The sequence below is a fragment of the Brevibacillus sp. FSL K6-2834 genome, assembly GCF_038592925.1.
Lineage (GTDB): Bacteria > Bacillota > Bacilli > Brevibacillales > Brevibacillaceae > Brevibacillus > Brevibacillus borstelensis.
On the sequence record NZ_CP151945.1, the window covers coordinates 2,075,741 to 2,101,116 of the forward strand.

General features: G+C 52.7%; 23 protein-coding genes and 1 riboswitch. Of the genes, 20 read left to right on the plus strand and 3 right to left on the minus strand.

Annotation, left to right across the window (positions count from 1 at the left end; genetic code table 11):
- Positions 1-161 precede the first annotated feature (161 nt).
- Positions 162-2,087: an asparagine synthase (glutamine-hydrolyzing) gene (asnB, locus tag NST96_RS10225; protein ID WP_024984586.1), complete on the minus strand. Its 1,926-nt coding sequence runs from the start codon at positions 2,085-2,087 to the stop codon at positions 162-164.
- Positions 2,088-2,326: 239 nt separating this feature from the next.
- On the opposite strand from asnB, the gene NST96_RS10230 reads away from it, so the two are divergent.
- The 4 genes from NST96_RS10230 to holA all read left to right on the plus strand — a co-directional run bounded on the left by NST96_RS10230 (position 2,327) and on the right by holA (position 7,481).
- Positions 2,327-4,711 carry a DNA internalization-related competence protein ComEC/Rec2 gene (locus NST96_RS10230; RefSeq protein WP_342406225.1) on the plus strand — a complete coding sequence of 795 codons (2,385 nt, stop codon included), beginning with the start codon at positions 2,327-2,329 and terminating at the stop codon, positions 4,709-4,711.
- Positions 4,712-4,763: 52 nt separating this feature from the next.
- Positions 4,764-5,309, plus strand: coding sequence for a sigma-70 family RNA polymerase sigma factor (locus NST96_RS10235; protein ID WP_003390730.1), 546 nt, complete (start codon positions 4,764-4,766; stop codon positions 5,307-5,309).
- Positions 5,309-6,181 carry a hypothetical protein gene (locus NST96_RS10240; RefSeq protein ID WP_039070547.1) on the plus strand — a complete coding sequence of 291 codons (873 nt, stop codon included), beginning with the start codon at positions 5,309-5,311 and terminating at the stop codon, positions 6,179-6,181. Before NST96_RS10235 ends, NST96_RS10240 begins: the two co-directional genes overlap by 1 nt.
- Before the next feature lie 253 nt (positions 6,182-6,434).
- Positions 6,435-7,481: a DNA polymerase III subunit delta gene (gene holA, locus NST96_RS10245; protein WP_003390726.1), complete on the plus strand. Its 1,047-nt coding sequence runs from the start codon at positions 6,435-6,437 to the stop codon at positions 7,479-7,481.
- A gap of 157 nt (positions 7,482-7,638) precedes the next feature.
- On the opposite strand, the gene rpsT is transcribed toward holA, so the two are convergent.
- Positions 7,639-7,914: a 30S ribosomal protein S20 gene (gene rpsT / locus NST96_RS10250; RefSeq protein ID WP_003390724.1), complete on the minus strand. Its 276-nt coding sequence runs from the start codon at positions 7,912-7,914 to the stop codon at positions 7,639-7,641.
- A 159-nt stretch (positions 7,915-8,073) separates the two neighbouring features.
- On the opposite strand from rpsT, the gene gpr reads away from it, so the two are divergent.
- The 8 genes from gpr to nikC all read left to right on the plus strand — a co-directional run bounded on the left by gpr (position 8,074) and on the right by nikC (position 16,807).
- Positions 8,074-9,180: a GPR endopeptidase gene (gene gpr / locus NST96_RS10255; protein WP_003390721.1), complete on the plus strand. Its 1,107-nt coding sequence runs from the start codon at positions 8,074-8,076 to the stop codon at positions 9,178-9,180.
- 195 nt (positions 9,181-9,375) lie between these two features.
- Positions 9,376-10,557 carry a stage II sporulation protein P gene (locus NST96_RS10260; RefSeq protein WP_243014382.1) on the plus strand — a complete coding sequence of 394 codons (1,182 nt, stop codon included), beginning with the start codon at positions 9,376-9,378 and terminating at the stop codon, positions 10,555-10,557.
- A gap of 6 nt (positions 10,558-10,563) precedes the next feature.
- The gene (locus NST96_RS10265; protein ID WP_003390715.1) at positions 10,564-10,869 is read left to right on the plus strand and encodes a DUF3679 domain-containing protein; all 306 of its coding nucleotides are present in this window, start codon (positions 10,564-10,566) and stop codon (positions 10,867-10,869) included.
- Between the two features lie 225 nt (positions 10,870-11,094).
- Positions 11,095-12,060, plus strand: coding sequence for an ABC transporter ATP-binding protein (locus tag NST96_RS10270; RefSeq protein WP_024984584.1), 966 nt, complete (start codon positions 11,095-11,097; stop codon positions 12,058-12,060).
- A 24-nt stretch (positions 12,061-12,084) separates the two neighbouring features.
- Positions 12,085-13,056, plus strand: a complete 972-nt coding sequence (locus NST96_RS10275) for a dipeptide ABC transporter ATP-binding protein (protein WP_311315133.1) — start codon at positions 12,085-12,087, stop codon at positions 13,054-13,056.
- 101 nt (positions 13,057-13,157) lie between these two features.
- Positions 13,158-14,807, plus strand: a complete 1,650-nt coding sequence (locus NST96_RS10280; protein WP_339167727.1) for an ABC transporter substrate-binding protein — start codon at positions 13,158-13,160, stop codon at positions 14,805-14,807.
- Between the two features lie 83 nt (positions 14,808-14,890).
- The gene (locus tag NST96_RS10285; RefSeq protein WP_031932405.1) at positions 14,891-15,901 is read left to right on the plus strand and encodes an ABC transporter permease; all 1,011 of its coding nucleotides are present in this window, start codon (positions 14,891-14,893) and stop codon (positions 15,899-15,901) included.
- Positions 15,902-15,913: 12 nt separating this feature from the next.
- Complete coding sequence (nikC, locus tag NST96_RS10290; protein ID WP_003390704.1) at positions 15,914-16,807, plus strand: nickel transporter permease; 894 nt, start codon at positions 15,914-15,916, stop codon at positions 16,805-16,807.
- 229 nt (positions 16,808-17,036) lie between these two features.
- Here nikC and NST96_RS10295 read toward each other — a convergent pair whose 3' ends face one another.
- Positions 17,037-17,828: an alpha/beta hydrolase gene (locus NST96_RS10295; protein ID WP_024984583.1), complete on the minus strand. Its 792-nt coding sequence runs from the start codon at positions 17,826-17,828 to the stop codon at positions 17,037-17,039.
- Positions 17,829-17,953: 125 nt separating this feature from the next.
- On the opposite strand from NST96_RS10295, the gene NST96_RS10300 reads away from it, so the two are divergent.
- The 8 genes from NST96_RS10300 (at position 17,954) to NST96_RS10335 (ending at position 25,199) form a co-directional block, all read left to right on the plus strand.
- Positions 17,954-19,051 (plus strand): Xaa-Pro peptidase family protein, encoded by a 1,098-nt coding sequence (locus NST96_RS10300; protein WP_024984582.1) that lies wholly within the window; start codon positions 17,954-17,956, stop codon positions 19,049-19,051.
- 55 nt (positions 19,052-19,106) lie between these two features.
- Positions 19,107-19,317: riboswitch (cobalamin riboswitch) on the plus strand.
- A 21-nt stretch (positions 19,318-19,338) separates the two neighbouring features.
- Complete coding sequence (locus tag NST96_RS10305; protein WP_264484490.1) at positions 19,339-19,464, plus strand: hypothetical protein; 126 nt, start codon at positions 19,339-19,341, stop codon at positions 19,462-19,464.
- A 42-nt stretch (positions 19,465-19,506) separates the two neighbouring features.
- On the plus strand, positions 19,507-20,556 hold the full coding sequence (locus NST96_RS10310) for an ABC transporter substrate-binding protein (protein ID WP_024984581.1): 1,050 nt from the start codon (positions 19,507-19,509) through the stop codon (positions 20,554-20,556).
- Between the two features lie 119 nt (positions 20,557-20,675).
- On the plus strand, positions 20,676-21,755 hold the full coding sequence (locus tag NST96_RS10315) for an iron ABC transporter permease (RefSeq protein ID WP_171506873.1): 1,080 nt from the start codon (positions 20,676-20,678) through the stop codon (positions 21,753-21,755).
- Positions 21,752-22,564 (plus strand): heme ABC transporter ATP-binding protein, encoded by an 813-nt coding sequence (locus tag NST96_RS10320; protein WP_024984579.1) that lies wholly within the window; start codon positions 21,752-21,754, stop codon positions 22,562-22,564. The genes NST96_RS10315 and NST96_RS10320 overlap by 4 nt, the downstream gene beginning before the upstream one ends.
- Entirely contained in the window at positions 22,561-23,610 is a 1,050-nt protein-coding gene (locus tag NST96_RS10325) for a methyltransferase domain-containing protein (RefSeq protein WP_039070543.1), read from the plus strand. Before NST96_RS10320 ends, NST96_RS10325 begins: the two co-directional genes overlap by 4 nt.
- 48 nt (positions 23,611-23,658) lie before the next feature.
- Positions 23,659-24,198, plus strand: a complete 540-nt coding sequence (locus NST96_RS10330) for a sigma-70 family RNA polymerase sigma factor (protein ID WP_003390690.1) — start codon at positions 23,659-23,661, stop codon at positions 24,196-24,198.
- Positions 24,177-25,199, plus strand: coding sequence for a hypothetical protein (locus NST96_RS10335; RefSeq protein WP_122958861.1), 1,023 nt, complete (start codon positions 24,177-24,179; stop codon positions 25,197-25,199). Before NST96_RS10330 ends, NST96_RS10335 begins: the two co-directional genes overlap by 22 nt.
- Positions 25,200-25,376 lie beyond the last annotated feature (177 nt).

The following is a 25,376-nucleotide window of genomic DNA, read 5'->3' on the forward strand; positions in this document are numbered from 1 at the left end:
GCGAGTATAGGAAAGCTAAGGGAGAATTCCCGGGAAAAAGAAAAAGGCCCGCCCGTCATACGACGAGCGAAGCCTGTAATGATTTTGAATACGCTGCGACTGCAGCAGCGAAAGCGGGTGTTACTTGCAAGCCTTTCGCTTAGCCAATCCGCCTCAGTCTGTTAGCCGATCCTCTCCAGAGAGTCCTTTTTTCGGCGAATCTCCACACTCGGACTGACGTAAGGGCCAAACTGATGCTTTTGCTCAATAAAGATCTGATGCCACAGCATGAAGATCAGGATGGTCCAGATTTTTCGGCTGTAGTCGGCATGGCCCTCGCGATGTTCATCGAGCATATAGAGAACGTACGCCTTGTTGATCAGATGATCTACCTTGGACTCAAAAATAAGCTCCTTGGCCCATTTGTAGAATTCATTTTTCAGCCAGTGACGGGTAGGGACTGGGAAGCCCAGCTTCTTCCTCGTCTTGATTTCCGGAGGCAGGAAGTCTTTCATGGCTTCGCGAAGAACATGCTTCGTCGTGCCGTTGGCAATTTTGTATTTGGTCGGGATGGTAGCCGCAAATTCAAATACTTTTGTATCGATGAAAGGCACGCGCAGCTCCAATGAGTTGGCCATTGTCATCTTGTCTGCCTTCATCAAAATGTTGCCGCGCAGCCAGGTATGGATGTCCAGATACTGCATCTTGGTCACATCGTCAAGTGATTGCGCACGCTTGTAAATTTCCTCCGTGACCGACCATGGGGTCCGATATGACTCCGAGTGCAGGATATCCTGTGTGACCACGCGTTCCTTCATTTCTTCACTGAAGATCAGGGCATTTCCAAAAAAGCGTTCTTCTACCGTTTTGGAGCCGCGGATCAGGAAGTTTTTCCCTTTCACCTGATCAGGCAGTTTCTCTGCCAAAAAACGGACGGAGCTTCTCATCCAGTCGGGCATATGAGAGAACATGCGCAGGGAATGTGGCTCCCGGTAGATGTTGTAACCCCCGAAAAACTCGTCTGCCCCTTCGCCGGAGAGAACGACTGTCACGTGTTCGCTGGCCATTTGAGCTACGAAATAAAGCAGGATCGCCGAAGGATCGGCTACGGGCTCATCCTGATGCCAGACGAGTCTGGGCAACTCGTCCATGTAGCGCTGGGCGTTTACCACCAGCTCGTGGTGTTCGGTTCCCAAAAATTGTGCGGTCCTGCGGGCGTAGTCCAGCTCGCTGTATCCAGGGATGTCGGAACCGACAGAAAAGGTTTTGACATCCTCGAAAGTCCGCAGCATGGCGACGATACTGCTGGAATCCACTCCGCTGGACAAAAACGCGCCGCGGGGTACTTCACTGATCCGGTGTTTGTCAACAGACTCCAGCATGATGCTGCGGGTGCCTTCGACAAAGTAAGAAAAAGGCTTGCTCTCATCTGGCTTGAATTCCACGTCCCAATAACGTTCCAACTGAATCCGGTCGTTCTGGATGATGAAGAAATGAGCAGGCGGGATGCGGTAGATGCCCTGGTACATCGTTTCCGGGTCAGGTACGTATTGGAATGTCAAATAATGGTAAAAGCCGGTTGGATTTACTTCTCTTTTGACACCGGGGAGCTCCAACAGACTTTTGATTTCACTTGCAACAGCAATCGAATCCTCTGTCTCAACATAATAGAGAGGCTTGATCCCGAATTGATCGCGCGCTCCGAACAGGCGTTTATTGCGTGAATCATAAATCGTGAAGCCAAACATGCCCCGCAAATGCTTGGGAGCGTCGGTTCCGACTTCCTCGTACAGATGCAGGATCGTTTCGATGTCGGAATCCGTATGGAATACGTGACCGCACTCCTTCAACCATTGCTGCAATTCTTTGTAGTTGTAGATTTCGCCGTTGCCGATGATCCAAATGTCTCGTGTTTCGTTAAACAGCGGCTGATGGCCGCCTTCCACGTCAATGATGCTTAAACGACGAAAGCCCAGTGCGATGTTGTCTTCCAGATGAAAACCGTCATCGTCTGGACCGCGGTGCAGGATAACACGGGTCATGGCGCCAATCGTCTCTTGCAGGACGGGCGCTTGCCGCTTGTTGTAGAGTGATACGATTCCACACATATGAAATGACTCTTCCTCTCACTCAGATTGCTCTAGCTAACTCTATCACGGATTGACGGTCAAAGCAATCTTTCCAATTGCCCAAGAAGCTGTGCCAGCCGTGGCAACAGACGCTTTTCTATGAAAGGAAGGGCGACAGTCAGGCAGCTTTTGCCCTCACAAAAAGCAGGGTCTTTTTTTTGTCCCGGAGAAGCGGTGTACACTGGTTGCTCCGATGCTTGATCCGGGAGGGGGATATCTTGACTGCTTTTGGGGCTAGTCTATCGTATCTGGCAGGGGTACTTGCCGGAGCTTATTTGTCGATTGCCTGGCTGTTTCTCTTTGCAGGGCTGCTTGCTGCAGTGTGCGTGTTTATTCCCAAGGAGGCTGGAAAGAAGCTGAGCCTCGTCAGTCTGATCTGTATTGGCAGCGGATTTTATTTTCATGTCTATGATAGCATGCATCAATCCTATTTGCGTGTCCCGGCTGCGGAGGAATCGCAGATCCATTTTCGCGGAGAGATTGCGACACCTGTCAAGCGTGACGGCGATTCGGCACGTTTTTTTCTTCTGGTTGAGAGCGTCGGGGTCAGCAGGGAACAAATGGAGGATTTGCCCGGTGCAGAGCGGATTGCGCTTCGGGTTGGATTAGAGCAAGAGCAGGAGGCAATGGCCATCGAGCAATGGCTTCCGGGTGACCGGATTGCGGGCAAGATGCTGTTGAGCTTGCCCGCAGGAGCCCGCAATCCGCACGCATTTGACTACGCGCGCTACCTGAGATGGCAGGGAGTTTACGTCACAGGTGAGGCGGAATATGGGGAGCTCGTCAGGGGAGAGGCCAGGACCGGGGTGATGAGGCTGTTCCATCAATGGCAAAACGATGCCAAGGAACGGCTGGACCGCGTATTCAGAGACGACGAAACGTCCGGCTATATGAGCTCGCTATTGCTGGGGGTAACTGACGGCGTTTCCCCGGAGACGCAGGAAATGTACGCCAATCTGGGGATCAGCCATGTTCTGGCGATTTCCGGCCTGCATGTTACGCTCGTCAGCGGCATGTTCCTGTGGGGGATCGAACGTCTTGGCGTTCCGCGAAAAACAGCGCTTGTTTGCACGATCGGGATGCTCGCAGGGTATGTGCTTCTGGTCGGAGCCAGCGCTTCTGCCGTGCGTGCCGGGATCATGGGAGGCATCGGCCTGTTGTACCAGGCGATGAGCCGGAAAATGGATGGAAAAGAACTGTGGGGCTGGGCCTTGATCGGTATGCTGACTGTCAATCCGTATCAACTGTGGCATATCGGCTTTCAACTTTCCTTTGCCGTCACGCTCGGCTTGCTCGTTTACGTCCCGATCAGCCTGGCATGCATACGGTTTGGACCTTCCTGGCTGCGGGCAAGTCTAGGCGTCACCTTTGCCGCACAGGCTGTTTCGTTTCCTTTCCTGCTCTATCACTTTCATCAGTCACACTCTGTATCCTGGCTGGTCAATCTCGTCGCCGTCCCGATCCTATCCCTCGTAGTGCTTCCCGCAGGGTATGCAGCATTGCTCGTCAGCTTGCTTCATCCTGCTCTGGCCGTGCTGCCATCAGGTTTGGCATCGTGGATACTGGAGTGGCTGCACGATCCCTTATTTCGACTCCATCAGACAAATGTTCCGTTTTCTTATTGGCCGCATCCGGATTTGTGGTGGATGATTGCCTATGCCGTCTTTTTGGTTTTGCTCCCGATATTATGGAAAAACGGCTACCATCGGCGCAGGGATTTTTGGCTCTACGTAGCGGTCTATTTTCTCTTGCTCATCCTAGCCAGGCAGCCGTTTTCAGGGACTGAAGAAGTACGAATTACCTTCCTGGATGTAGGGCAAGGGGATTCTATCGTTGTCGAGATTGGTAAAAAGAAGGTATACTTAATTGATGCGGGAGGGACACCTGTGTACCGGAACAGGGACTCCTGGAGGAAAAAACGCGATCCGTTTGAGGTAGGTAAAGATATCGTAGCCCCGTTTTTACGGGCAAGGGGAATAGAACGGATCGACTATGTGGTGATGACGCACGGGGATCACGACCACATCGGAGGGATGGGAGCACTCGTATCGCGCTTTTCGATTGGTGCCGTACTAGTAAATGGCTCATCTCCCCGTGAAGAAGAAGAGAGCCTGATTGCGCGTTTCCGCGAGCGCCGTATCCCGGTACTGACAGGGAGGCCTGATCTAGCCTGGACGGATGGTCCGGGGGTGGAGTGGGTTTGGCTTCATCCTGATGGGAGCGGCACACAGACGGGCAACGATGCATCTGTTGTGCTCCAGCTTACCGCGTACGGTAAGACCGTACTCTTCACCGGTGATCTGGAGGAAAGAGGGGAAAATCAACTGCTGGCGGGGAAGCTGTCTCCGTCTGTAGATGTTTTGAAAGTAGGCCATCACGGCAGTCGCACATCCACTACTGCCGATTTTCTGGCTGCCATACAACCGAAAAACGCCGTCATTTCTGCCGGACAAAAAAACCGCTACGGGCATCCCTCGCCTGCGGTACTAACAAGATTACATGAAGCGGGTGCAAAGGTATTTCGAACCGATTTGCAGGGAGCGATCACACTCGTGATCCGGAAAGACTCCATCTATTGGGAGACGCAAATTTCCGATACATAAATACTTGCAACCTTTTTTAACAGCGCCCCGTCTGTAGGAGGGAGAGGAGAATATGGGAGAAGCAGAGTTAATCAGGAAAGCGCAATCCGGGGATCATGAAGCGCTTGTAGAGCTCCTCCGCACAATTGAGACCTCTGTCTACCGTAGCGCCTTTTACATCCTTGGCAATGAACAGGATGCTCTCGATGCCGCACAAGAAGCATTGATCAGGATTTATCGTAAAATAGATACGTACCAGGAGAAGGCGAAATTTTCCACATGGGTACAGCGGGTCGTGAGCAATGTCTGCATGGATAAATTTCGCGCGAAGAAAGAGACGGTCTCGATTGACGAGCACGAGTTAATCATTCCTGATCGTAACAACGTGGAAGACGAAATCCTTCTCAACAGTTTGTCGCAAGATATAAAAGCGGCAATTGGAAAATTGCCAAAGCAGTATCGCATGGTAGTCGTCCTGCGCTATCTGGAGGACTTCTCTTATCAGGAGATTGCCGAAGCGCTGGAATTGCCGCTAAACACTGTCAAGTCGTACTTGTTTCGGGCCAGACAACAGCTTCAAGAGCTGTTGCACGACTACGAGAAAGGGGGGATAGGTTGATGACCGACGAAGAAATTTGGGAATGCATGCAGCGGGATCTGGATGGAGATCTCTCACCGGAAGAGAAGCGGCAGCTTCATGACTTACTCCTAAAGAAGCCAAGCATGCAGCTCATGTATGACCGTTTGAAAAAAGTATCCGAGCAGTTGGAACAGCTTCCCCCTGTGACACCGAGGTTTAGTATTGTCGACACGATTTTGCCGCAGCTGGAGTCCGAGAAGGTCCGGCCAGCTGCCGCAGCCGGCTCGGAAAAGGAGATTTTGCCGAAGCTGGAGCCAAAGCAGTTGACAGCGAAAACATCACCCGTGCATGAGCGGCGAAAGTGGAACCGCGTCACCCTGTGGACGGCGCGGATCGGAAGCGGTGTTGTTGCTGCCAGTTTGTTGATCGGCCTTGTAGTAATGGGGAATCCCGCAAGTTCCCCGGATGAAGACGAATACCGGCAAGGAACGTCGGTCCAGCCTCCAGAAGAGGTCCAACCGGCTGTAGTGGGGCCGCCCACTCCCCCTCCCAGCAATAATCCATCTCAACCTATCGTACCTGAGGAGGAGAAGGAGCAGTCCCAGAAAGAACAACCGGTTAAACGACAGACTCCAAAACAAAAGACAACGCCAGTAAAACAACAGCAGCAACAGGTTCCAGCAAAAACGCAAAAGCCTGATCCAAACGTGCCCAAGCCCCCACCGAAGCCGGCCGTGAAAGGTCAGGACGAGAAGCCTGCCTTTCCGTACGGTGTAGCAGTACCGGATGAAGAAGAGAAGAAGAAGGAAAAAGAAAAAAAGGAAAAAGAAAAGGAAAAGCAGGACAAGAAGAAAGATGACGACGATGATCAAGATGATCGTCAAGACAAGGACAAAGACGATGAGGATTGACTAGGAATCCCTCGTGTCGAAAGCAAATGATGACAAGTGTACTGGCACCGATCCGGCAAGGGATGCGTATAGTAAAGTATCAAGCACCCCCTGCTTACCGTTTCGGGAGGAGGTATCCCGGGGCTTCTCCCCAAAACGTTTACATAGAGGTGCCAACGGAAGAAAACCGTGACCTGATGGGTTGCGGTTTTTTCGTTTGCAGGTGCACGTCTATGCTATAATTACACCGAATACGACCTTAGGGGGGGACATCATGCCGCTTCTTTCGGCAATTCGGGAGATCAGACAAAAACAGTTCGCTCCGATTTATGTACTTTACGGACCCGAGTCCTTTCTCGCTGAGGAATTCATGACTCTAGCAAAGCGGGAAATGATCGATCCGGCATACGCGGATTTGAACCTGAGCGTGTACGACTGTACGGAAACCCCGCTGTCTCACATATTGCAGGATGCGGAGACGCTGCCTTTTCTGGGGGAGCATCGCCTGGTTATCGCCAAGCAAGCGTATTTTTTGACAGGCAGCAAGCCGCAGACGAAGCACGAGAGCGATCCGAATGTCCTGATTCCTTATCTGGAGCAACCTCCGTCATACACGACACTGATTCTGTACACGGATGCAGATAAACTGGACGAACGAAAAAAACTGGTGAAAAGCTTGCAGCAAAAAGCGAGGGTAATCCCGTTTCCGCACCTGCGAGATTCGGATTTGTACGCATGGATCGAGCGTCAAGCCCAGAAATACGAAACCAGTATGGAGAGATCGCTCGCAGCCAAGCTGGCGGAGCGGATCGGCGGAGATTTGCGCCTGCTTGACAAAGAGCTGGAAAAAATGTCTTTGTACGTTGGCGGGAAGGGCGGCGTGATTACAGACGAAGTGATCGAGAAGCTGGCCTCTCGGACATTGGAGCAAGACGTTTTTGCCCTGATCGAACAGATCGCCGCAGGCAGGCTGGACAAGGGGCTGCGCATGCTGTACGACTGTTTGAAGACGGGAGAAGAGCCGATTCGTCTGCTCGCGCTGATGGCCAGACAATTTCGTCTGTTGCTGCACGTCCGGCAATGGGCGCCCAAGGGCTATTCGCAACAGCAGTTGGCCGGGATGCTGAAGGTTCATCCATATGCAGTGAAAAAGGCGGGAGAACAGGCCCGCTATTTTTCAGAAGAGGCGCTTCGCAAGCTTCTTGCCATTTTGGCGGAAGAGGATTTCCGGATGAAGTCGGGACAGGTGGACAAGCGGCTGGCTCTGGAGCTGTTTATGACGCGCGTATTTGAGGAAAGGATGAAAGCCAAGCGGTCCTGACCGTTTGGCTTTTTGTCCGTCCAGGACGCTGCCTTTCTGTTTGCTAGAGAAAGGCGTCGCTTCAGAAGAAAAAACGAGCTTCAGAACAGCGATGCGACAAATTTTTTCAAACAAAAAACCCGTGAACGAAATGTTCGCGGGTTTTTCCGGTTCAACGTTACGCTACAGGAGCAGACAGAACGTTGAGCTTTTTCATCAAGCGAGACTTTTGACGGTTTGCTGCGTTTTTATGAATGAGACCTTTCGTAGCGGCCTTGTCCAGCTTTTTCACAGCCACCAGAAGAGTGGATTTCGCCAAATCTACATCTTGAGCAGCTACCGCTTTCTCAAAGTTTTTCACAGCAGTACGCAGATCGGACTTTTGAGAAGCACGTTGTGCGCGGCGCTTTTCGATTTGCTTGGTGCGTTTAATCGCGGATTTAATGTTTGGCATGTGTGTCACCTCCTTAGACGACCATGGGCGTGCAATACATACAACAAAACATATTCTAGCATGCAGTTCACCCATTTGCAAGAAAGGATTCGGAATAAAAAATGATGATTCAAGCAAGCTAGTAGCAGGAACAAAATGGGGAAAGGAAGTGTCACGGTGATGGAACACAATATCGACTTGTCAAGGTACGCTATACGAACAGACCTTGCTCTGGAGGCACATGAGCTGGTACAAGAGCAGCAGAGCGCTTCCGATGTCATGCCGGGAGTGCGGATTGAAACGGATGACAGCGAGCGGGGAATCAAGGTTACCCGTCTGCAGGTGGAAACCGAGGAGGCGGGGAGAACTATCGGGAAACTGCCAGGCCACTATATCACCATCGAAGTGCCAAAGCTGCGGGACAACGATACAGCGGTCGAAGAGCAGGTCGCGCGGCGCTTTACAAAAGAGTTTGCCGCTTTTCTTGAACGCCTGGGGATTACGGAGGACAAAAAGGCGCTCGTCGTCGGTTTGGGAAACTGGAATGTGACGCCGGACGCTCTGGGACCAATGGTCGTGGAGAACCTCCTGGTGACTCGCCATCTGTTTACGCTTGCACCAGAGTCGGTAGAGGAAGGGTATCGGGAGGTAAGCGCCTTGTCCCCAGGGGTACTCGGCATTACCGGCATCGAGACGAGTGAAATTGTTTTCGGCGTGGTGGAAAAGAGCAAGCCTGACTTCGTCATATGCATTGACGCCTTGGCCTCGCGGGCGCTCCATCGGGTAAATACCACGATCCAGATCTCCGATACCGGTATTCATCCGGGATCAGGCGTCGGCAACAAGCGGAAGGCAATCGACAAACAGACGCTTGGTGTTCCGGTAATCGCGATCGGCGTTCCGACAGTTGTTTTTGCCTCGACGATTGTGAACGATGCGATTACGTATCTGCTCGGCCATTTCGGTCAATCCATGAAGGAGAGCAGCCGGGCATTCAACAAGCTGGCGATGAGCTCGCTCCCCGAGCGGAAGGAACCGTACACCGAGGAGGACCTGCCGGACATGGAGTCGAGGAAGACCTTTATGGGATTGGTAGGCTCGCTTCCCGAACAAGAGAAGCAGCAACTGATCCATGAAGTTCTGCGCCCGCTTGGTCAGGATTTGGTAGTTACGCCAAAAGAGGTAGACGATTTTATCGAGGGGGTCGCCAACGTGATCGCGACCGGTTTGAATCGTGCTCTTCACCGTGCTGTGGACGGTCAAAACAGTGCCGCATATACGCATTGAGGGAGCGTAAACGGCGAACACAAGCGGAGCAGACAAGTCCCAACCTCCGCAAAAAAACGCAAGCAAAACACAATTGAGAGAAAAGCTAGGAAGGGGTTCTATCGTCTCTATGACGCTCATAGGCTAAAGCATAGACAAGCGGTCGACGAGCAGGTCGTCTTGGATTGTCAACGCCGCAGCATGAGGAGGAGACAGATGGCACCCCTGATACAACGTCAATTTATTATCCTTTCCATACTTACCGCCTTTCTCTTTGTAGTGACTGGACTGATGTCCCTCGGCGGAAATCGCGTCATGATCGTCTCGACTGCGGTTCAACAGGCAGCCGCCCACGTGTCCAGCTTGCACATGCTGAAATGGATGGGCCAGGAGATTCCTGCCCTGACTGATACTGTACACGCCTCGACAGACAGAGGGGCAAACAGCGTGACTGGCTTCATGTTTCAGCTTGCGACAAGCATCAATCCGGGCGATTTGCGCAGCTTGCTGGGCCGAGAGATCCCCGGATTGTTGACAGGGGAAGCTCCGCGTTTTGGCAATGAGGGAGAGGGAACGGCGCTCGCCGAACATTATGCCGAGTACCCGCCTGCTCCAAAGCAGGTGATCGATGCATCTCCTCCCGCTGCCAACGCGGAGCCGGCCGTAGAAGCGACTGCCCCGGCAGCAGAAGACAATAAAAAAGATCCTGCAGCAAGACCTACGACAGGCAACAAAAAAATCGTCTATGTGTACCACTCCCACAACCGCGAGTCATGGCTGAGCGAGACAAAGCAGGTCGGGACATCCGTCAATCATCCAAAACGAAATATTTCACTGGTAGGAGAGCATCTCGCCGAAAAGCTGAACGACCTCGGGATCGGGGCAGATGTAAATCGGGATGACATTTATCAGCGTTTGCTGGACAAAGGCAGAGACTATACGCATTCTTACGCAGAATCCCTGCAAGCGATACGGACAGCAACCGAAAAAAACCGGGAGCTCCACTATTTCTTCGACCTTCATCGCGATACGCTTCCGCGAAAGGAAACGACCGTCACCATCAAGGGAAAAACGTATGCAAGAACGCTGTTCGTCGTCGGCAAACGCAACAAAAACTACGAGAAAAACGAAGCCTTTGCCGACGCTCTTCATCAGATTATGGAGAAGAAGTATCCGGGATTGTCGCGCGGCAAGCTGGAAAAAGGGGCAAAAACTGATCACGGCGAGTATAATCAGTCCATTTCACCGGGAAGTCTGTTAATAGAGATCGGAGGCACGGAAAATACGCTGCAGGAGTCGCTCAATACGGCAGAAGCGATCGCAGACGTATTCGCGGAGTACTATTGGCAGGCGGAGAAGGTAACGAAGCCCGAAACAGGGCCGCCCGCGAAAGGGTGAGTGGGAATGAATGTGACGGTAAAGCTGACAGGACTTTTATTCGTCCTGCTGATCGGAGTGGTGCTGGGCTTGCAAACGGCGGAGCGCGGCATCCAGAAGGTGAGCGGAATGCCGGAGCAGCCGCCGCAAACCTTTTCCATCAAAAAGATAGATAACGGGAAAATGGAAATCGCCGTGATGGGCAAGCAAGTCCAGACAGCGCCCGGTCAGGTGGTCAACTACATGAGCAATGCAGGGCAATCCTTGGGTCAGATCGTAAAAGACGGCGCCAGGGTCGCAATCGAGTGGCTAGCCAGTATTTTTGACCCATAAGAGTAGTTTACGGACAAACAGATTGGCGAAAAAGCAAGAGGATGCAAACAAGCCCGCCATGCGGGCTTTTCTTCATTTGGTTCCGTTATAGGTAATATTTAATATGTTTAGCCTAATTGTAATTTTCTAAATTTAATATGTTGCCAAAAAATTGGATTAATGGCATAATGTTGACAGTTAGTCATCTTGTCCCATGGAATATAAAGGTTAGAGAGGTGCACCTGCATGTCACAGCCAGTATTGGAAATCGAAAACTTGCAAACGCACTTTTTTACAGACCGCGGGCAAATACCGGCGGTCGATGGTGTCACCATTACCGTAAACAAGGGAGAAGTGCTCGGGATCGTCGGCGAGTCCGGGTGCGGAAAAAGCGTAACCTCCCTGTCTGTCATGAAACTGGTTCCCAACCCCCCGGGAAAGATTGTCGGAGGCTCCATCAAATTTAAAGGGGAGGACCTCGTGTTGGCCAGCGAAAAGCGGATGAGAGAGATTCGCGGAAACGAAATCGCGATGATTTTTCAGGAGCCGATGACCTCGCTCAACCCTGTTTATACGATAGGCGACCAGATCGGGGAAGCCATTCGCTTGCATATGAAAGTGGGCAAAAAAGAAGCGCTCGGGCGCGCTGTAGAGATGCTGAAAAAAGTAGGCATTCCGAGGGCGGAAGGAATTGTCCGCGAATATCCGCACCAGCTTTCGGGCGGGATGCGCCAGAGGGTCATGATCGCGATGGCGATGGCCTGCAATCCGGAGCTTTTGATCGCGGACGAACCAACGACAGCGCTTGACGTGACGATCCAGGCTCAGATCCTCGATTTGATGAGGCATGTGAATAAAGAGTCGGGAACGGCTATTTTGCTGATTACACATGACCTGGGCGTGGTAGCGGAAATGTGTCATCGCGTTGTCGTCATGTACGCGGGCAATGTGGTGGAGGAGGGCGATGTTCGGACGATCCTGAAAGAACCGAAGCATCCATACACCATCGGCCTGCTGAACTCCTTGCCCAAGCTGGAAGTATCGCAGGAACGGCTTTATTCCATCCCCGGAAACGTCCCGATACCCGGCTCGATACAGATGGGGTGCAGGTTCTCGCCGCGGTGCGAACAGGCAGACGACAAGTGCCGGACGCAGATGCCGGAGCTGAAGACAGTGGGAGCCAATCATCGTGCCCGCTGCTGGATGACGTAAATAAATCCCGAAAGGAGCATGCAGGTGGCTGAAGATCTGCTCATCGTCAAGAATCTGAAGAAATACTACCCGATCACAGGCGGCGTATTCGGGAAAGAGGTAGGCGTCGTCAAAGCCGTAGATGACGTCTCGTTTACCGTGAAGAGAGGGGAGACGTTTGGGCTGGTAGGAGAGAGCGGATGCGGGAAATCGACGACGGGCCGTTCCCTTTTGCGGCTGATCGAGCCCACCTCTGGAGAAGTGGTGTTCGACGGGACCGACATCATCGGCTTGCAGGGAGAAGCGCTGCGCAAGATGCGGCGCAATATGCAAATTGTTTTTCAGGATCCGTTCGCTTCTCTCAACCCTCGTCATAATATTGAAAAGATTCTGGAGGAGCCTTTGCGGGTGCACGGGATCGGTTCTCCGGCTGAACGAAAAGAGCGCGTCAGGGAGCTGCTTGAAGTGGTTGGTCTCTCCAGCTACCATGCGACGCGATATCCCCATCAGTTCAGCGGCGGCCAGCGGCAGCGGATCGGCATCGCCCGGGCTCTGATGCTCAATCCCAAGCTGATCGTGGCAGACGAGCCCGTTTCAGCCCTGGATGTTTCGATTCAGTCCCAGGTGCTCAATCTCATGCAAGATTTGCAGAGAGACTTGGGGTTGACCTATTTGTTTATCGCCCACGACCTGAGTGTCGTCCGGCATATCAGCGACCGTGTCGGAGTCATGTATTTGGGCAGGCTGGTAGAGCTTAGCCGGAGCGAGGAGCTTTACCGCCAGCCGCTGCATCCGTACACCCGAGCGCTTCTTTCAGCAGTACCTTCTCCCGATCCGGATGCGGTACGGGAGCGTATCATCCTGCAGGGAGATGTACCCAGTCCGTCCAACCCCCCGACAGGATGCACCTTCCACACGCGATGCCCGCATGTAACAGACGAATGCCGACAGGTTCGTCCGGACTTTCGGGACGTCGGCGGTGGCCGCTTCGTAGCGTGCCATCTGTACAACGCATGACGCTGCCTCGCGAATTCCTTTCAAAGGGGGGATGCAAGACAACGTTGAGTGAGAAAAGCAGAGAAGAGATGTGCGGAAAATGGAAAAGGGGGAATTCATCCATGAAGAAGAAGGTTCTTACTGCAGCGATGAGTAGCCTGCTCGCACTCTCCATGGTCCTTGCAGGGTGCTCAAGCTCGCAACCGGCTCAACAGCCGAGCGACCAGGGACAAGCTCAGCAGCAGACGCCGCCAGCAGAGCCCGCAAAGAACGAGCCGAAGCAGCTGATTATTGGACGTGGGGCTGACACGAAAAGTCTGGATCCGATCCGGGAAACGGATGGCGAAACATTCAGGGTGACTGAAAACATTTATGAAACGCTCGTGAGCTATGAGGATACAAACACGACGGTTATACCCGGACTGGCCGAGAGCTGGGAAATTTCCGAGGACGGCTTGACCTACACCTTCAAGCTTCGCCAGGGCGTAAAGTTCCATGATGGTACGGACTTCAATGCGGAAGCAGTCAAGTTCAACTTCGACCGCTGGATGGACAAGAGCAACAAATACCACAATCCAGAGGGATTCCCCTACTATAATGACATGTTTGGGGGATACAAAGGCGATCCTGATCACGTAATCAAAGAGATCAAGGTTGTGGACGCACACACGATTCAATTCGTTTTGAACAGGACCCAAGCCCCGTTCCTGGCAAACCTGGGCATGTCGCCGTTTGCCATCGCTTCGCCAAAAGCGATTGAAGGAGGCAAGCTGGGAGATGAGCCTGTAGGTACCGGGCCATTCAAGTTTGCGGGTTGGAAGCGCAATGACATCATCACCCTGGAGAAAAACCCGGACTACTGGAACAAGGGGTATCCGAAGCTGGACAAAGTCATCTTCAAGGTCATTCCGGAAAATACAGCGCGTCTGACAGCGCTGACGTCCGGAGAGATCGATCTGATGGATGGACTGAATCCGGACGATGCGGAAGCGGTAAAAGAAAACAAGGACCTGCAGCTGCTCCTGCGTCCATCGATGAACGTCGGTTACCTCGCGTTCAATACGGAGAAAAAGCCGTTTGACAATCCAAAGGTGCGTCAAGCGATCAGCCACGCGATCAACAAGCCCGAGATGGTGAAAGCATTCTACAGCGGCCTTGGCGAACCGGCTACCAACCCAATGCCGCCAAGTCTTTGGGGTTACAACGACCAGATCAAGGACCGCGAATACAACCTGGATCAAGCGAAAAAGCTGTTAGCGGAAGCTGGATACCCGAATGGCTTCAAGGTGCAGTTCATGGCCATGCCTGTTCCTCGTCCGTATATCCCGGACGGCAAAAAGATGGCAGAAGCGATTCAGCAGGATTTAAAGAAAATCGGCATCGAAACGGAAATCGTGACGATGGAGTGGGCTACGTATCTCGAAAAGACAAGGTTAGGCGAGTACGAGATGTGTCTGCTTGGCTGGAACGGCGACAACGGCGACCCGGACAACTTCCTGTACACGCTGCTCGACAAGAATACCATTAACGGAAACAATATTCCTCGCTACTCCAATGAAGAGGTTCATCAGCTTCTTTTGAAAGCGCAGTCCACGTCTGACCAGAAAGAGCGTGAAACCCTGTACAAAAAGGCGCAGGAGCTGATCTTTAACGACGCGCCTCTCGTTCCGATCGCTCACTCTACACCGCCGATTGCGGCCAAAGCGGGTGTTACCGGCTATCAGCCGCATCCAAAAGGCAGCGAGAGCGTAGAAAAAGTAGACATTCAGTAAAGTGTGGCAAGGGTAAGAAGAACCCTTTCTTCTTGCCCTTCTCTTTTATGTTCAACGATGGACGACGCAAGGAAAGCGAGGAGATGGCATTGCTGGCCTACACCATTAGAAGATTGTTGATGCTGATCCCAGTGTTACTAGGAATGTCGCTAATTGTTTTTGCTATTATTCACGCCATCCCGGGGGACCCGGCACTGACGATTTTGGGAGAGAAGGCAAGTCCGCAGGCTCTTGCGGATTTGCGGGAACAGCTGGGGCTGAACAACCCTTGGTATATGCAATACTTTCATTACTTGGGGAATCTTCTAAAAGGGGATTTGGGAGTCTCCTTGCACTCCAAAGCGCCAATTACCGTAGAAATGGGCCCATACTTGGCGGCGACGATTGAGTTGACTTTGGTGAGTATGCTGTTCGCAGTTTTTATCGGAGTGAATGCGGGAATCATCTCTGCCTGGAAACAGAACTCGTGGTTTGACTACACTTGCATGCTGATCGCTTTAATTGGAGTTTCCATGCCGGTATTTTGGCTGGGCTTGATGGAACAATGGGTATTTGCCCAGGAATTGAAGTGGCTGCCTTCTATTGGACGTGACAATCCGCGTGATCCAGTAGCTGAGATTACGCATTTTTATATAATTGATTCGATTCTTGCAGGTCGTTGGGATCATTTTCGAGATGTGGTGGAGCACTTGATTCTTCCGGGAATCGCGCTGGGAACGATTCCGATGGCGATTATTGCACGGATAACCCGTTCCAGCATGCTCGAAGTAATGCGGTCCGACTATATTCGGACGGCAAGGGCAAAAGGGCTTGGCCAGTTTTTTGTCGTGTACAAGCACGCCCTGAAAAATGCGTTGATTCCCGTACTGACGATTGTGGGGGTGCAAGTAGGCCTCCTGATCGGGGGGGCGGTATTAACCGAGACGATTTTCGGGTGGCCGGGTGTTGGGAGATACATCTATACGGCAATCGGAAACCGCGATTATCCCGTTATTCAGTCAGGAATTTTGGTCATCGCAACGATTTTTGTTCTGATTAACCTGGTGGTCGACCTCCTGTACGCTTACGTCGATCCGCGCATCAAATATCGCTGAGGAGGCAGTAAGATGGCAGAAACCCATGTGCAAACGGTACCAGTCAAGCAGATAAATGAGCCGATCTCCTCTCCGTGGCGCGATGCTTGGAGGATCCTGCGCAAGAACAAGATGGCCATTCTCGGATTCTGCATCATTCTTTTCTTCGTCTTGCTCGCAATCCTGGCACCGTTTATCACCCCGTACGAATACGACAAAGGAGAACTGGTTGATAAAAACCTGCCTCCCTCTGCTGAACACTGGTTTGGTACGGACTACAACGGGCGGGACGTCTTTACCCGTGTGATTTACGGCGCGCAGATCTCACTGCGAGTAGGGCTGTTTGCCGTGATCGGGTCCATCGTTGCCGGGACCTTCCTCGGCCTGTTAGCCGGCTACTACGGCAAATGGATCGATACGCTCATTTCGCGGTTGTTTGATATTATGCTTGCGTTTCCCAGCATTCTGTTGGCGATTGCGATTGTAGCTATACTCGGTCCATCTCTGGAGAATGCCTTGCTTGCGATTGCGATCGTGAATGTGCCCACCTATGGACGTCTTGTCCGTTCGCGGGTGCTTAGTCTGAAGGAAGAAGAATACGTGATGGCCGCCAGGGCGATCGGATCAAAGCATTCACATATTATCGTTCAGCATATTCTCCCTAACAGTTTGGCTCCGATCATCGTGACGGGAACACTTGGAATTGCGACCGCGATCATTGAAGCGGCAGCCTTGGGCTTTCTCGGCTTGGGAGCGCAAGCGCCTCAGCCGGAGTGGGGGTTGATGCTCTCCGACTCCCGCCAGTATATTCAAAAAGCGCCGTGGACAGTTATTTTCCCGGGCTTGTCCATCATGCTGACTGTACTTGGCTTTAACCTGATCGGAGACGGGCTGCGCGATGCGCTGGATCCGCGGATGAAAAACTAGGAGCAGCAATCGTTTTTGTGGTTGGCAGACGATGCTACCATGAGCACGGTAACGAAAAACCCCGAAATAAGCGAGGCTTGATTCGGGGTTTTTTCCTATCGGCGAACCTGACGCTTAGGCCCGGATAAGCGTTGACTCAGTATACAGACGCCGGCGACGGTGATAAAGGGCAGGGAGCCATACCGGTTTGTGTAATCCCGTATCGTTGTTATGTTATCCCGTAGGACAATCAGACCGAAGAACCGGGGAGAGAACCGATAAATTCTCTGCAAAGGCGACTCAAAGACGAGGCAGCGCGAGTCACGATCTGGTGCTTTACGCCAGGGACAGCAACCAGTTTGGCTTTGGGCAGATGTTTTTCCAGAAGCTCGCCGTACGGATGCATGTGCTTGTCCTGCTGGCCGTATACGAGCAGCACAGGCTGCTTGATCTCATGCAACCGCTCTGTACAGCGATAGTGATGTCCGATCCTGTACAGGTGATGAAGAGTTTTGGCGTCCGTACGGCTGGCATGCTTTATCCACTGTTCTTTATCTGCCTGCTTGTCCAGGTGTGAGGAAGCCGTCGAGCGGGCTAGCAAGCTCACTCCTCCCAGCTTGGCAATGGCTTCGGCCAAATAAAAGCGGGAGTGCAGGTACAGCTCATTCACCTCGGAAAAACCGCTGATAAGTACAAGGCCCGCGATGGAATCTGGATGGCGCAGGCACCAATCCAGTGCGAGAGAAGCACCTTGGGAATAGCCCATTACGACGACTCGTTTATGTCCAAGAGCATGAATCATCTCCTCCAGCGTCTCGCTAAGATCGGCCATCGTAAAGGGGACAAAGAGCGGTTGACTCGCTCCGTGACCGGGAAGATCAGGCAGGATGAGTTGAAAGTGCTCGGCCAACCCGTGCAAACGGGAAAAGTTGATCATCCCGATGCCAGGTGCATGGATACATACAAGCGGCTGGCCGCTGCCGTAAAGCTGAACAGCCAGCCTGGAGCTATTTGCAGTTGGAACGATTGTATTTTCGCTCATTTTTCATTCACCTCCCCTTTATCCTGTCCTTACCTGTGCATAGTTTTTTCGTCCGTTCGCTTCTTTTTTTGGCAAGGAAATGGTATCCTCGCAGTATGATACCCAAAGAAAGGCGGTTGACCCGTTTGTATCAAGAACGCATTCAGCGCATTCTTGCTTATTTGCAAAAGCAAGGGATAGACGCTGCTTTGATTACACTGCCTAAGCACGTTTACTACCTGACAGGCTTTTTGACCGAGCCGCACGAACGTTTCATGGGCCTGGTTATTCCGGCCGCTGGAGAACCTTCCTTGATCGTTCCGGCACTGGACCGGGAAGCAGCCGCAGAAGCGTCAGGCATCAAACAAATCTTGACCCATACGGATACCGATAACCCGTATGAAGTGTTGAAACAAGCGCTTCCTTCCGGATTAAACAAGCTCGGGCTGGAAAAAAGCCATATGACCCTAGATCGTTTCGAAGCGATGAGTGCACTCGTCTCTGCCGGAAGCTATGTCGATATCGAAGAGCCTCTCAGAGAGATGCGCCTGATCAAGACAGCCGATGAAGTGGCAAGGATCAAACACGCAGTCAAGCTGGTCGAAGACGCTCTTGATGAAACTGTGAAAAAAGTAAAGCCGGGTGTGACCGAGACGGAGTTAGTTGCCGAGCTGGAATACCAGATGAAGCGCCTCGGAGCGGAGGGACCTTCTTTCGCTTCGATGGTGTTGGCCGGTGAAAAGTCGGCGCTTCCTCATGGCAATCCGGGAGACCGGGACGTACGGGAAGGCGAACTGCTGCTGTTTGATATTGGCGTTTCCGCTGATGGCTACGTATCTGATATTACCCGCACTTTTGCGGTTGGAGATATCAGCGATCAGCTTCGGGACATCTACGCGACCGTTCTGGCAGCGAACGAAGCGGCTATCGCAGAGGTCCGTCCGGGCGTAACCTTCGCCCATCTCGATCAAACGGCGCGCGGTGTGATTGAAGCCAAAGGATACGGAGAGTACTTTATGCACCGTCTTGGCCACGGACTCGGCATGGATGTTCATGAGTACCCGTCCGTCCATGGGCAAAACCAGGAGGAGCTGCGTCCAGGCATGGTCTTTACCATCGAACCGGGTGTCTATGTTCCCGGGGTAGGCGGCGTACGCATTGAAGACGACGTGCTCGTCACGGAGGACGGATGCGAAGTGCTGACCCGCTATCCGAAAGAATTAACGGTAATCGGAAAAGGCTGATGCAACGGCGGAATCCCGATACGATCGGGAGGATCTCACGCAATCGCCGATCAACTGAATACATACGCTTTATGGTGTGAACCGGGTAGTCTCTTGTACCCGGCCACTTAAAAGGGAAGTTCGGTGAAAACCCGACGCGGTCCCGCCACTGTAAAGGGGAGTGTCCTTGCTGGTATCCACTGTTTCGCGGTCTAAACGCGAGATGGGAAGGGAGCAAGGCGTGATGATCCCAAGCCAGGAGACCTGCCAGAAAGCATACACGATCGACCCACGAGGATGGGGACAGTGTGACGAAGAAACGGCGCCAGACGCTATTGGTCTATCCTTTTGCCGTGTTTCTTTTGTCCGCTGCCCGCAAAGGCATCCCCCGGCAAGATCGGAGGATGTCTTTTCTTTTTGAAATACAGGGGTAAGCAAGTGCGATGAAACGCGAATGACAAAAGGAGGAAATAAGGATGAGAGCTTTCAACAAACGTCTTGGCTTTTTGTTTTTCGCCGGGGTTGCAGTTGTCCTGGCACTATCCGGATGCGGGGGAGCCGAGTCGAATTCGGCTGCAAACACTGTTGCCCCGACAAATGGCTCAACGCAATCAGCAGGAGGCGGAGAATCTGCAAATGCGGCGAATTCGACAAGTTCCTTGTCTCCTGTAACAATCGAAAACAATGGAAGAACCCTCACCTTTGCTGAAGCGCCGAGGAGAGCCGTATCACTCAGTCAGCATACTACCGAAATCATGCTCGCTCTGGGACTGGAAGACAAAATGGTCGGGACTGCTTATCTTGATGATCAGATTTTGCCTGAGCTTCAGGAGGCATATGCGAAGATTCCGGTGCTGTCCAAGCAGTACCCATCAAAGGAAGTCCTCCTTGCCGCTGAACCGGACTTTGTGTACGCTGGCTGGAAGAGCGCCTTTACCGACAAAGCGGTCGGGACTGTCGAGGATTTGGAGAAAATGGGCGTTCACGCTTATTTGCAGCAATCTTCCAATATGACAGCACCGGGTCTTGAGGATGTGTACGCCGACATCCAAAATATCGGGCGCATTTTCCGAGTCGAACCAAAAGCGAATGAACTGATCGAGAAGATGAAAACGGAGATCAGGCAAATCACCGATCACATCAAAGACGTGGCACGGCCGATTCCTGTGTTTGTCTATGACAGCGGAGAGGACAAGCCGTACACAGCTGCCAATAACTACATGACCAGGTTGATTGCGCTGGCAGGAGGCAAGAACATTTTCGACGATGTCCCGAAAGGATGGACAAGCGTAAGCTGGGAAGAGGTAGTCGCCCGCAAGCCGGAAGTGATCGTCATCGTTGATTACGGAGACAAAACCGTTGAACAAAAACGAAATCTGCTTTTGACAAAAAACGAATTGGCTGATCTGCCGGCCATTAAAAACAAGCGTATCGTCGTGCTGCCGCTCTCCGCAGCGGCTGAAGGAATTCGGGCGCCGTTCGCACTTAAAACTCTCGCGGAAGGACTTTATCCGGAGAAATTTTAACGGCAGGACCAATTCATTCCACGTTGGTTAGACCGGTCGATTTTTCCGAAGGAGTGAGAGTTGTGAAACGTACGATACTGGAGAGCTCGGCCGCCACGGATAGCCCCGGACGAAGGGTGATGAAAATCGCCAAGAGAGATATCAGGAGTTTCAGGGGCTGGTTTGCCTCAGTTCTGTTCGTGTTGATTCTGGTGTTGATCGCCAGTGCGACCCTGGCAGTCATGCTGGGCTCAGTGTCGATTCGGCCCGGCACGATCTGGAAAATTGCTTTTTCCCATATTCCGTTGATAGGAGAATGGATACAGGCGGATTGGTCAAAATCGGAAGAAACGATTATTTGGCAGATTCGCTTTCCGCGTGTCTTGCTTGCGGCAATCGTTGGCGCGGGCTTGTCAGTGGTCGGGGTGACCATACAGGCACTTGTAAGAAATTCGTTGGCGGATCCGTATTTGCTCGGGGTTTCCTCAGGTGCATCGGTAGGAGCGACACTGACAATTCTTTTCGGAGCATTCAGTCTATACGGACAGTATTCCCTGACCATTGGGGCTTTTACCGGATCGCTCCTGGCGATTGTCCTTGTTTTTGCGCTTTCGCGGCTTGGAGGGCAAAACTCGACCGTGCGCTTGTTGATGTCCGGCATTGCTGTTTCGGCTGTACTGTCGGCGATCACCAGCCTGATTATCTTTTCAGCTCCTAACGAGCATGGCATCCGTACAGTTTTGTTCTGGATGCAAGGTAGCCTCGCGGGAGCCAAATGGGAGTACCTGACCATTCCGGGCGTTGTGGTAGTGGCCGGGATGTTCGTGCTGATGACTTATTATCGCTCGCTCAATGCGATCATGATGGGAGAGGAAACCGCGAGGACGCTGGGAGTGAATACCGAACATTTCCGAAAAATGCTGCTCGTTATGACCGCGCTGCTCACAGGGGTCATCGTCTCGATCAGCGGGGCAATCGGCTTTGTCGGACTGATGATGCCGCATATTGTCCGCATCATTGTCGGCACCGATCACCGCCGCGTGCTTCCAGTCAGTGCGCTGCTGGGAGCAAGCTTTCTGATCTGGGCGGATGTCGTGGCCAGACTGGCATTCGCTCCTGAGGAATTGCCCATCGGTATCATTACATCGCTGTGCGGAGGGCCATTCTTTATTTGGCTCATGCTTCGAAGCTCGTATTCGTTTGGGGGTGGCGGAAGATGAATCTCATCGCCGAGCAAGTATCCGTCATGTTGGATGGAAAGGAAATCCTTGATCACGTCGACCTGCAGGCTAAGCCGGGAACATTCGTCGGCCTGATCGGTCCGAATGGAAGCGGAAAGTCGACTTTGCTAAAGAGCATTTACCGGGTCAGGAAGCCGGATGCGGGTCTTGTTACAGTAGATGGAGAAGACATCTATCAACTGTCGCCTCGGCAAACAGCGCAGCGAATGGCAGTTGTTCGTCAGGAAGGCACAGTTGAATTCGATTTCACCGTTAGAGAAATTGTTTTGATGGGCCGTTCTGCACATAAACGATTATTTCAGTCAGATACGGAAGAAGACTTTTCGCTCGTGGAAAGGGCGCTGGCTCGAACGGGTATGCAAGCCTTCGCAGAGCGCAGCTTTTTGTCCTTGTCCGGCGGCGAAAAACAGAGGGTATTAATCGCGCGGGCATTGGTGCAAGAGGCGAAGCTTCTTGTTTTGGACGAGCCGACGAACCATCTCGACATTCGCTACCAGCTGCAAATTATGGACCTCCTGAAATCGCTCCGTCTGACCGTCCTCGCAGCGCTGCATGACCTGAATATTGCGGCGACATACTGCGACCGGATCTATGTGATCCAAGAAGGGCGGATTGCAGCCGCCGGCACACCGGAACAAGTGCTGAATCCCGAAATGCTCCGGGAAGTGTTCGGTGTCGAAACAGAAGTGTATGTTCATCCGAAGACAGGAAAGAAGCACATCGTATTTTTCTCCGGTATGGAAATGAGCGAACAGCGGAAGGATGCGGAGGTGTCAACGGCCCTATGAGTGTTTATTCCTGCAAAGTATGCGGTTTTCGCTATGATGAGTGGCTCGGCGACAGTAAAAATGGCGTGCCGCCGGGGATTCCTTTTCAGCGTTTGACAGGCTCGGTTTGCTCTACCTGCGGCCTGTCGGGCGGAAGGCACGAGCGGCTCCCCAGTCCACCTTACAAAGGGCTGGAAGCAGCGTACTACGACCAGTTTGCGGGAAAGGCGGGCATACTTTTCTACCGCGGCTGGATACAAGCCTTCGACCGTCAGCCCGCAGTTCTGGAGCTGGGAGTAGGAACGGGAAGAATCGCCCTGGAATTGGCCAAGCAGGGTATTTCTGTCTGCGGGATCGATAACAGTCCCGACATGCTCGGGCTAGCGGAAAAGAAGAAGCGGCGGTTGGGGAAAGGCAGAGAACACCTGCTGGAGCTCATGGAACAAGAAGCGCTTCATTTGCAACTGGATCGCACCTTTACTCATGTGCTTTTGACCGAGGGGTTTCTCCAGCACTTTACGCTCCGCTCGGAACAAAGGCGGCTTCTACAGTTGATCAAGGAGCATCTAACCGAGGACGGTCTGGTAGCGATTGACCTCCTCTTGCCCCCTGCAGGTGAAAATTGGCAAACGGAACAGCGAAAATGGGTGTTTCCCGACAAGATGGTCTACCAACAGGTTCGGGGAGAAACGTCTTACGCACGCCAGCGATTCCGCTACTCTCTTGCCTATGAGACCTTTATCGACAGCGTGGAGCAGCCGCGCTACCGGGTGGACCGGGAAATGGCGCTGATGCTCCCGGGGGAGCTGGTCTTGCTGCTGGAGTCGGAGCAATTGGAGGTAACGGCGATGCACGAAAACTACATCATCGACTACCCGGCAGGCTATATCCATTCGGTTGAAGGTCTGTCTCTTGTCCATACTGTTCCATCATCGCCGGCGAGAGGCGACTATGATTTGGAAAAGTGGACGGAGGGCGGGTACCCATTTGCGGGCTTAAACGGGAGGACCAACGCGGATGTCTCGCGAATGACTCTGTTTGCTCGGAAAAAAACCTGTAACAAATAGCGGCTTCTTGCATCTAACAAGGTGAAACAGGAAGGAGGGCGCGTCTTCGTGGATAAGCTTCAGCAGACGCCAGAGGCTTCTTTGGATCGGCTCATGCAGGAATACGGGACGCGTGTCCTGCGACTGGTCACCTTGATGGTGAAGGACCGTGACCTGGCCGAAGACATTACGCAGGACGTATTTTTGAAGGTCTACCGCAACCTTTCCGGCTTTCGCGGAGAGAGCAGCATCCATACCTGGATCTACCGGATCGCCGTCAACGAATGCAAGGGCTATTTGCGGTCGTGGACGTTTCGAAATTTGTTTCCGCAAGCGTGGATACAAAAAAATGGCGAAGCGTCGACCGAAAATATCGTGCTGCAGCGAGCTGCCCGGGATGAGCTGGTCCGGCTTGTCTTGCTGCTTCCGCCACTCTATCGCCAGGCGGTAGCTCTCCACTATTATGGGGAAATGTCCATTGCGGAAGTGGCTGAGGTGCTAGGTGTGACCGAAGGGACTGTTCGGACGAGGCTTCATCGGGCGAGACAGCTGTTGAAAAAGGAAATGAATACCGGGGAGGGATGGGAATGGAACGAGACCAATGGCTGAAAGGATTGAAAGAGCGAGCCGATCGCAGCGTACTCCATGACGTCGTGTTCTCCCCGGAAATGGAAGAGAATATACGGCGAACGATCAAGCAGGAGGCAGGGCGAAAAAAAAGGACCTTTCCCCCGGGGCGATGGGGCCTTTGGGCCTCGGCAGCAGCCGCTGTCCTGCTGCTTGCTCTCGTAGGCACTGCGATAACCGGTGTAGGGCCGGGAGAACAAGCCCGGCAACCCGTTCAAGAGAAGCCTTGGCTACCCGCTACTATTGTGAATCCGCCCGATTTGTGGAAACCGTCGCCACGTTCAGATATACACAGCGAAAATCAGGTTTTCAGCTACCTCGGGGAGAAGCCTGTCCGCATCATGACAGATGAATTTGGGCTGTACGAGGATCAGGCACAGCGGATTTCATTTCTGTTGAACGGTTCATTTGGAAAAGAGGTGGAGCTGGTCGCCTACAGTACGGAGGGCAAGCGCATCAAGCTTGGTTCTTATGAAGTTCTGGGACCCCAGTATGATGCGGATGGCCATTTTTCGTCCAGCATTGCCCTTCCCGATCCGGGTGTCTGGAAGCTGCAGGTGCTCTCGGGCAGCGAGCATTTTGGGCAAGTGTTTGTTCAGGTCGAAAAAGGTGTCTCCCCCGAAAATCGGGAGTTTGTCACTCCGCTGATCACCGCGTATTTGCAAACGGCCCAGGGAAACCTGAGCTGGCTGGGAGCAGATCGCGATGTCCATATTGAACTGATCGGGGTAGAAACGCAAGCTCCGGAAAAGCGGCGTGTCTATGCTTGGGTAAGGATTGAAGGCAAGGCAGAGGAGGGGTCTCCGGGATTAAGCTGCCCGATGGTCCTGGACATCGCCTACGAACAGAAGAACGGCAAAGGCGGCGCCTACCGGGTAATCAGCCACAGTATGCCAGAGGACGGAAGCCGCTATCAACCAAGTCTAAAGAAGCTGTTTCCCGAGAAATATTTGCAGCGGTTAAGTGAAGGGAAGAAGCCTTAGCATTATACGCCGCACCTGCTTCAAATCCTGGTTCGGATCGGTCCTCGAAAAATCGTGGGAACCGCCTTATTCTCAATTGTTGCTCGCATAACCGCGCTTTGATATAATTGACGTTAGTGTATTTTTTCGGAACGCGGTCTGAAGGTGGACCAACAGGCGACGTTCAGATGGCGTGGG

Bases quoted from the DNA above. Each gene is read 5' to 3' on its own strand.
- nikC (WP_003390704.1), top strand. From the start codon at position 15,914: ATGGCAGAAACCCATGTGCAAACGGTACCAGTCAAGCAGATAAATGAG.
- NST96_RS10315 (WP_171506873.1), top strand. From the start codon at position 20,676: ATGAAAATCGCCAAGAGAGATATCAGGAGTTTCAGGGGCTGGTTTGCC.
- NST96_RS10265 (WP_003390715.1), top strand. From the start codon at position 10,564: ATGAATGTGACGGTAAAGCTGACAGGACTTTTATTCGTCCTGCTGATC.
- NST96_RS10325 (WP_039070543.1), top strand. From the start codon at position 22,561: ATGAGTGTTTATTCCTGCAAAGTATGCGGTTTTCGCTATGATGAGTGG.
- NST96_RS10310 (WP_024984581.1), top strand. From the start codon at position 19,507: ATGAGAGCTTTCAACAAACGTCTTGGCTTTTTGTTTTTCGCCGGGGTT.
- holA (WP_003390726.1), top strand. From the start codon at position 6,435: ATGCCGCTTCTTTCGGCAATTCGGGAGATCAGACAAAAACAGTTCGCT.
- asnB (WP_024984586.1), bottom strand. From the start codon at position 2,087: ATGTGTGGAATCGTATCACTCTACAACAAGCGGCAAGCGCCCGTCCTG.
- NST96_RS10295 (WP_024984583.1), bottom strand. From the start codon at position 17,828: ATGAGCGAAAATACAATCGTTCCAACTGCAAATAGCTCCAGGCTGGCT.
- NST96_RS10335 (WP_122958861.1), top strand. From the start codon at position 24,177: ATGGAACGAGACCAATGGCTGAAAGGATTGAAAGAGCGAGCCGATCGC.
- NST96_RS10235 (WP_003390730.1), top strand. From the start codon at position 4,764: ATGGGAGAAGCAGAGTTAATCAGGAAAGCGCAATCCGGGGATCATGAA.
- NST96_RS10285 (WP_031932405.1), top strand. From the start codon at position 14,891: ATGGCATTGCTGGCCTACACCATTAGAAGATTGTTGATGCTGATCCCA.
- gpr (WP_003390721.1), top strand. From the start codon at position 8,074: ATGGAACACAATATCGACTTGTCAAGGTACGCTATACGAACAGACCTT.
- NST96_RS10320 (WP_024984579.1), top strand. From the start codon at position 21,752: ATGAATCTCATCGCCGAGCAAGTATCCGTCATGTTGGATGGAAAGGAA.
- NST96_RS10260 (WP_243014382.1), top strand. From the start codon at position 9,376: ATGGCACCCCTGATACAACGTCAATTTATTATCCTTTCCATACTTACC.
- NST96_RS10270 (WP_024984584.1), top strand. From the start codon at position 11,095: ATGTCACAGCCAGTATTGGAAATCGAAAACTTGCAAACGCACTTTTTT.
- NST96_RS10240 (WP_039070547.1), top strand. From the start codon at position 5,309: ATGACCGACGAAGAAATTTGGGAATGCATGCAGCGGGATCTGGATGGA.
- rpsT (WP_003390724.1), bottom strand. From the start codon at position 7,914: ATGCCAAACATTAAATCCGCGATTAAACGCACCAAGCAAATCGAAAAG.
- NST96_RS10280 (WP_339167727.1), top strand. From the start codon at position 13,158: ATGAAGAAGAAGGTTCTTACTGCAGCGATGAGTAGCCTGCTCGCACTC.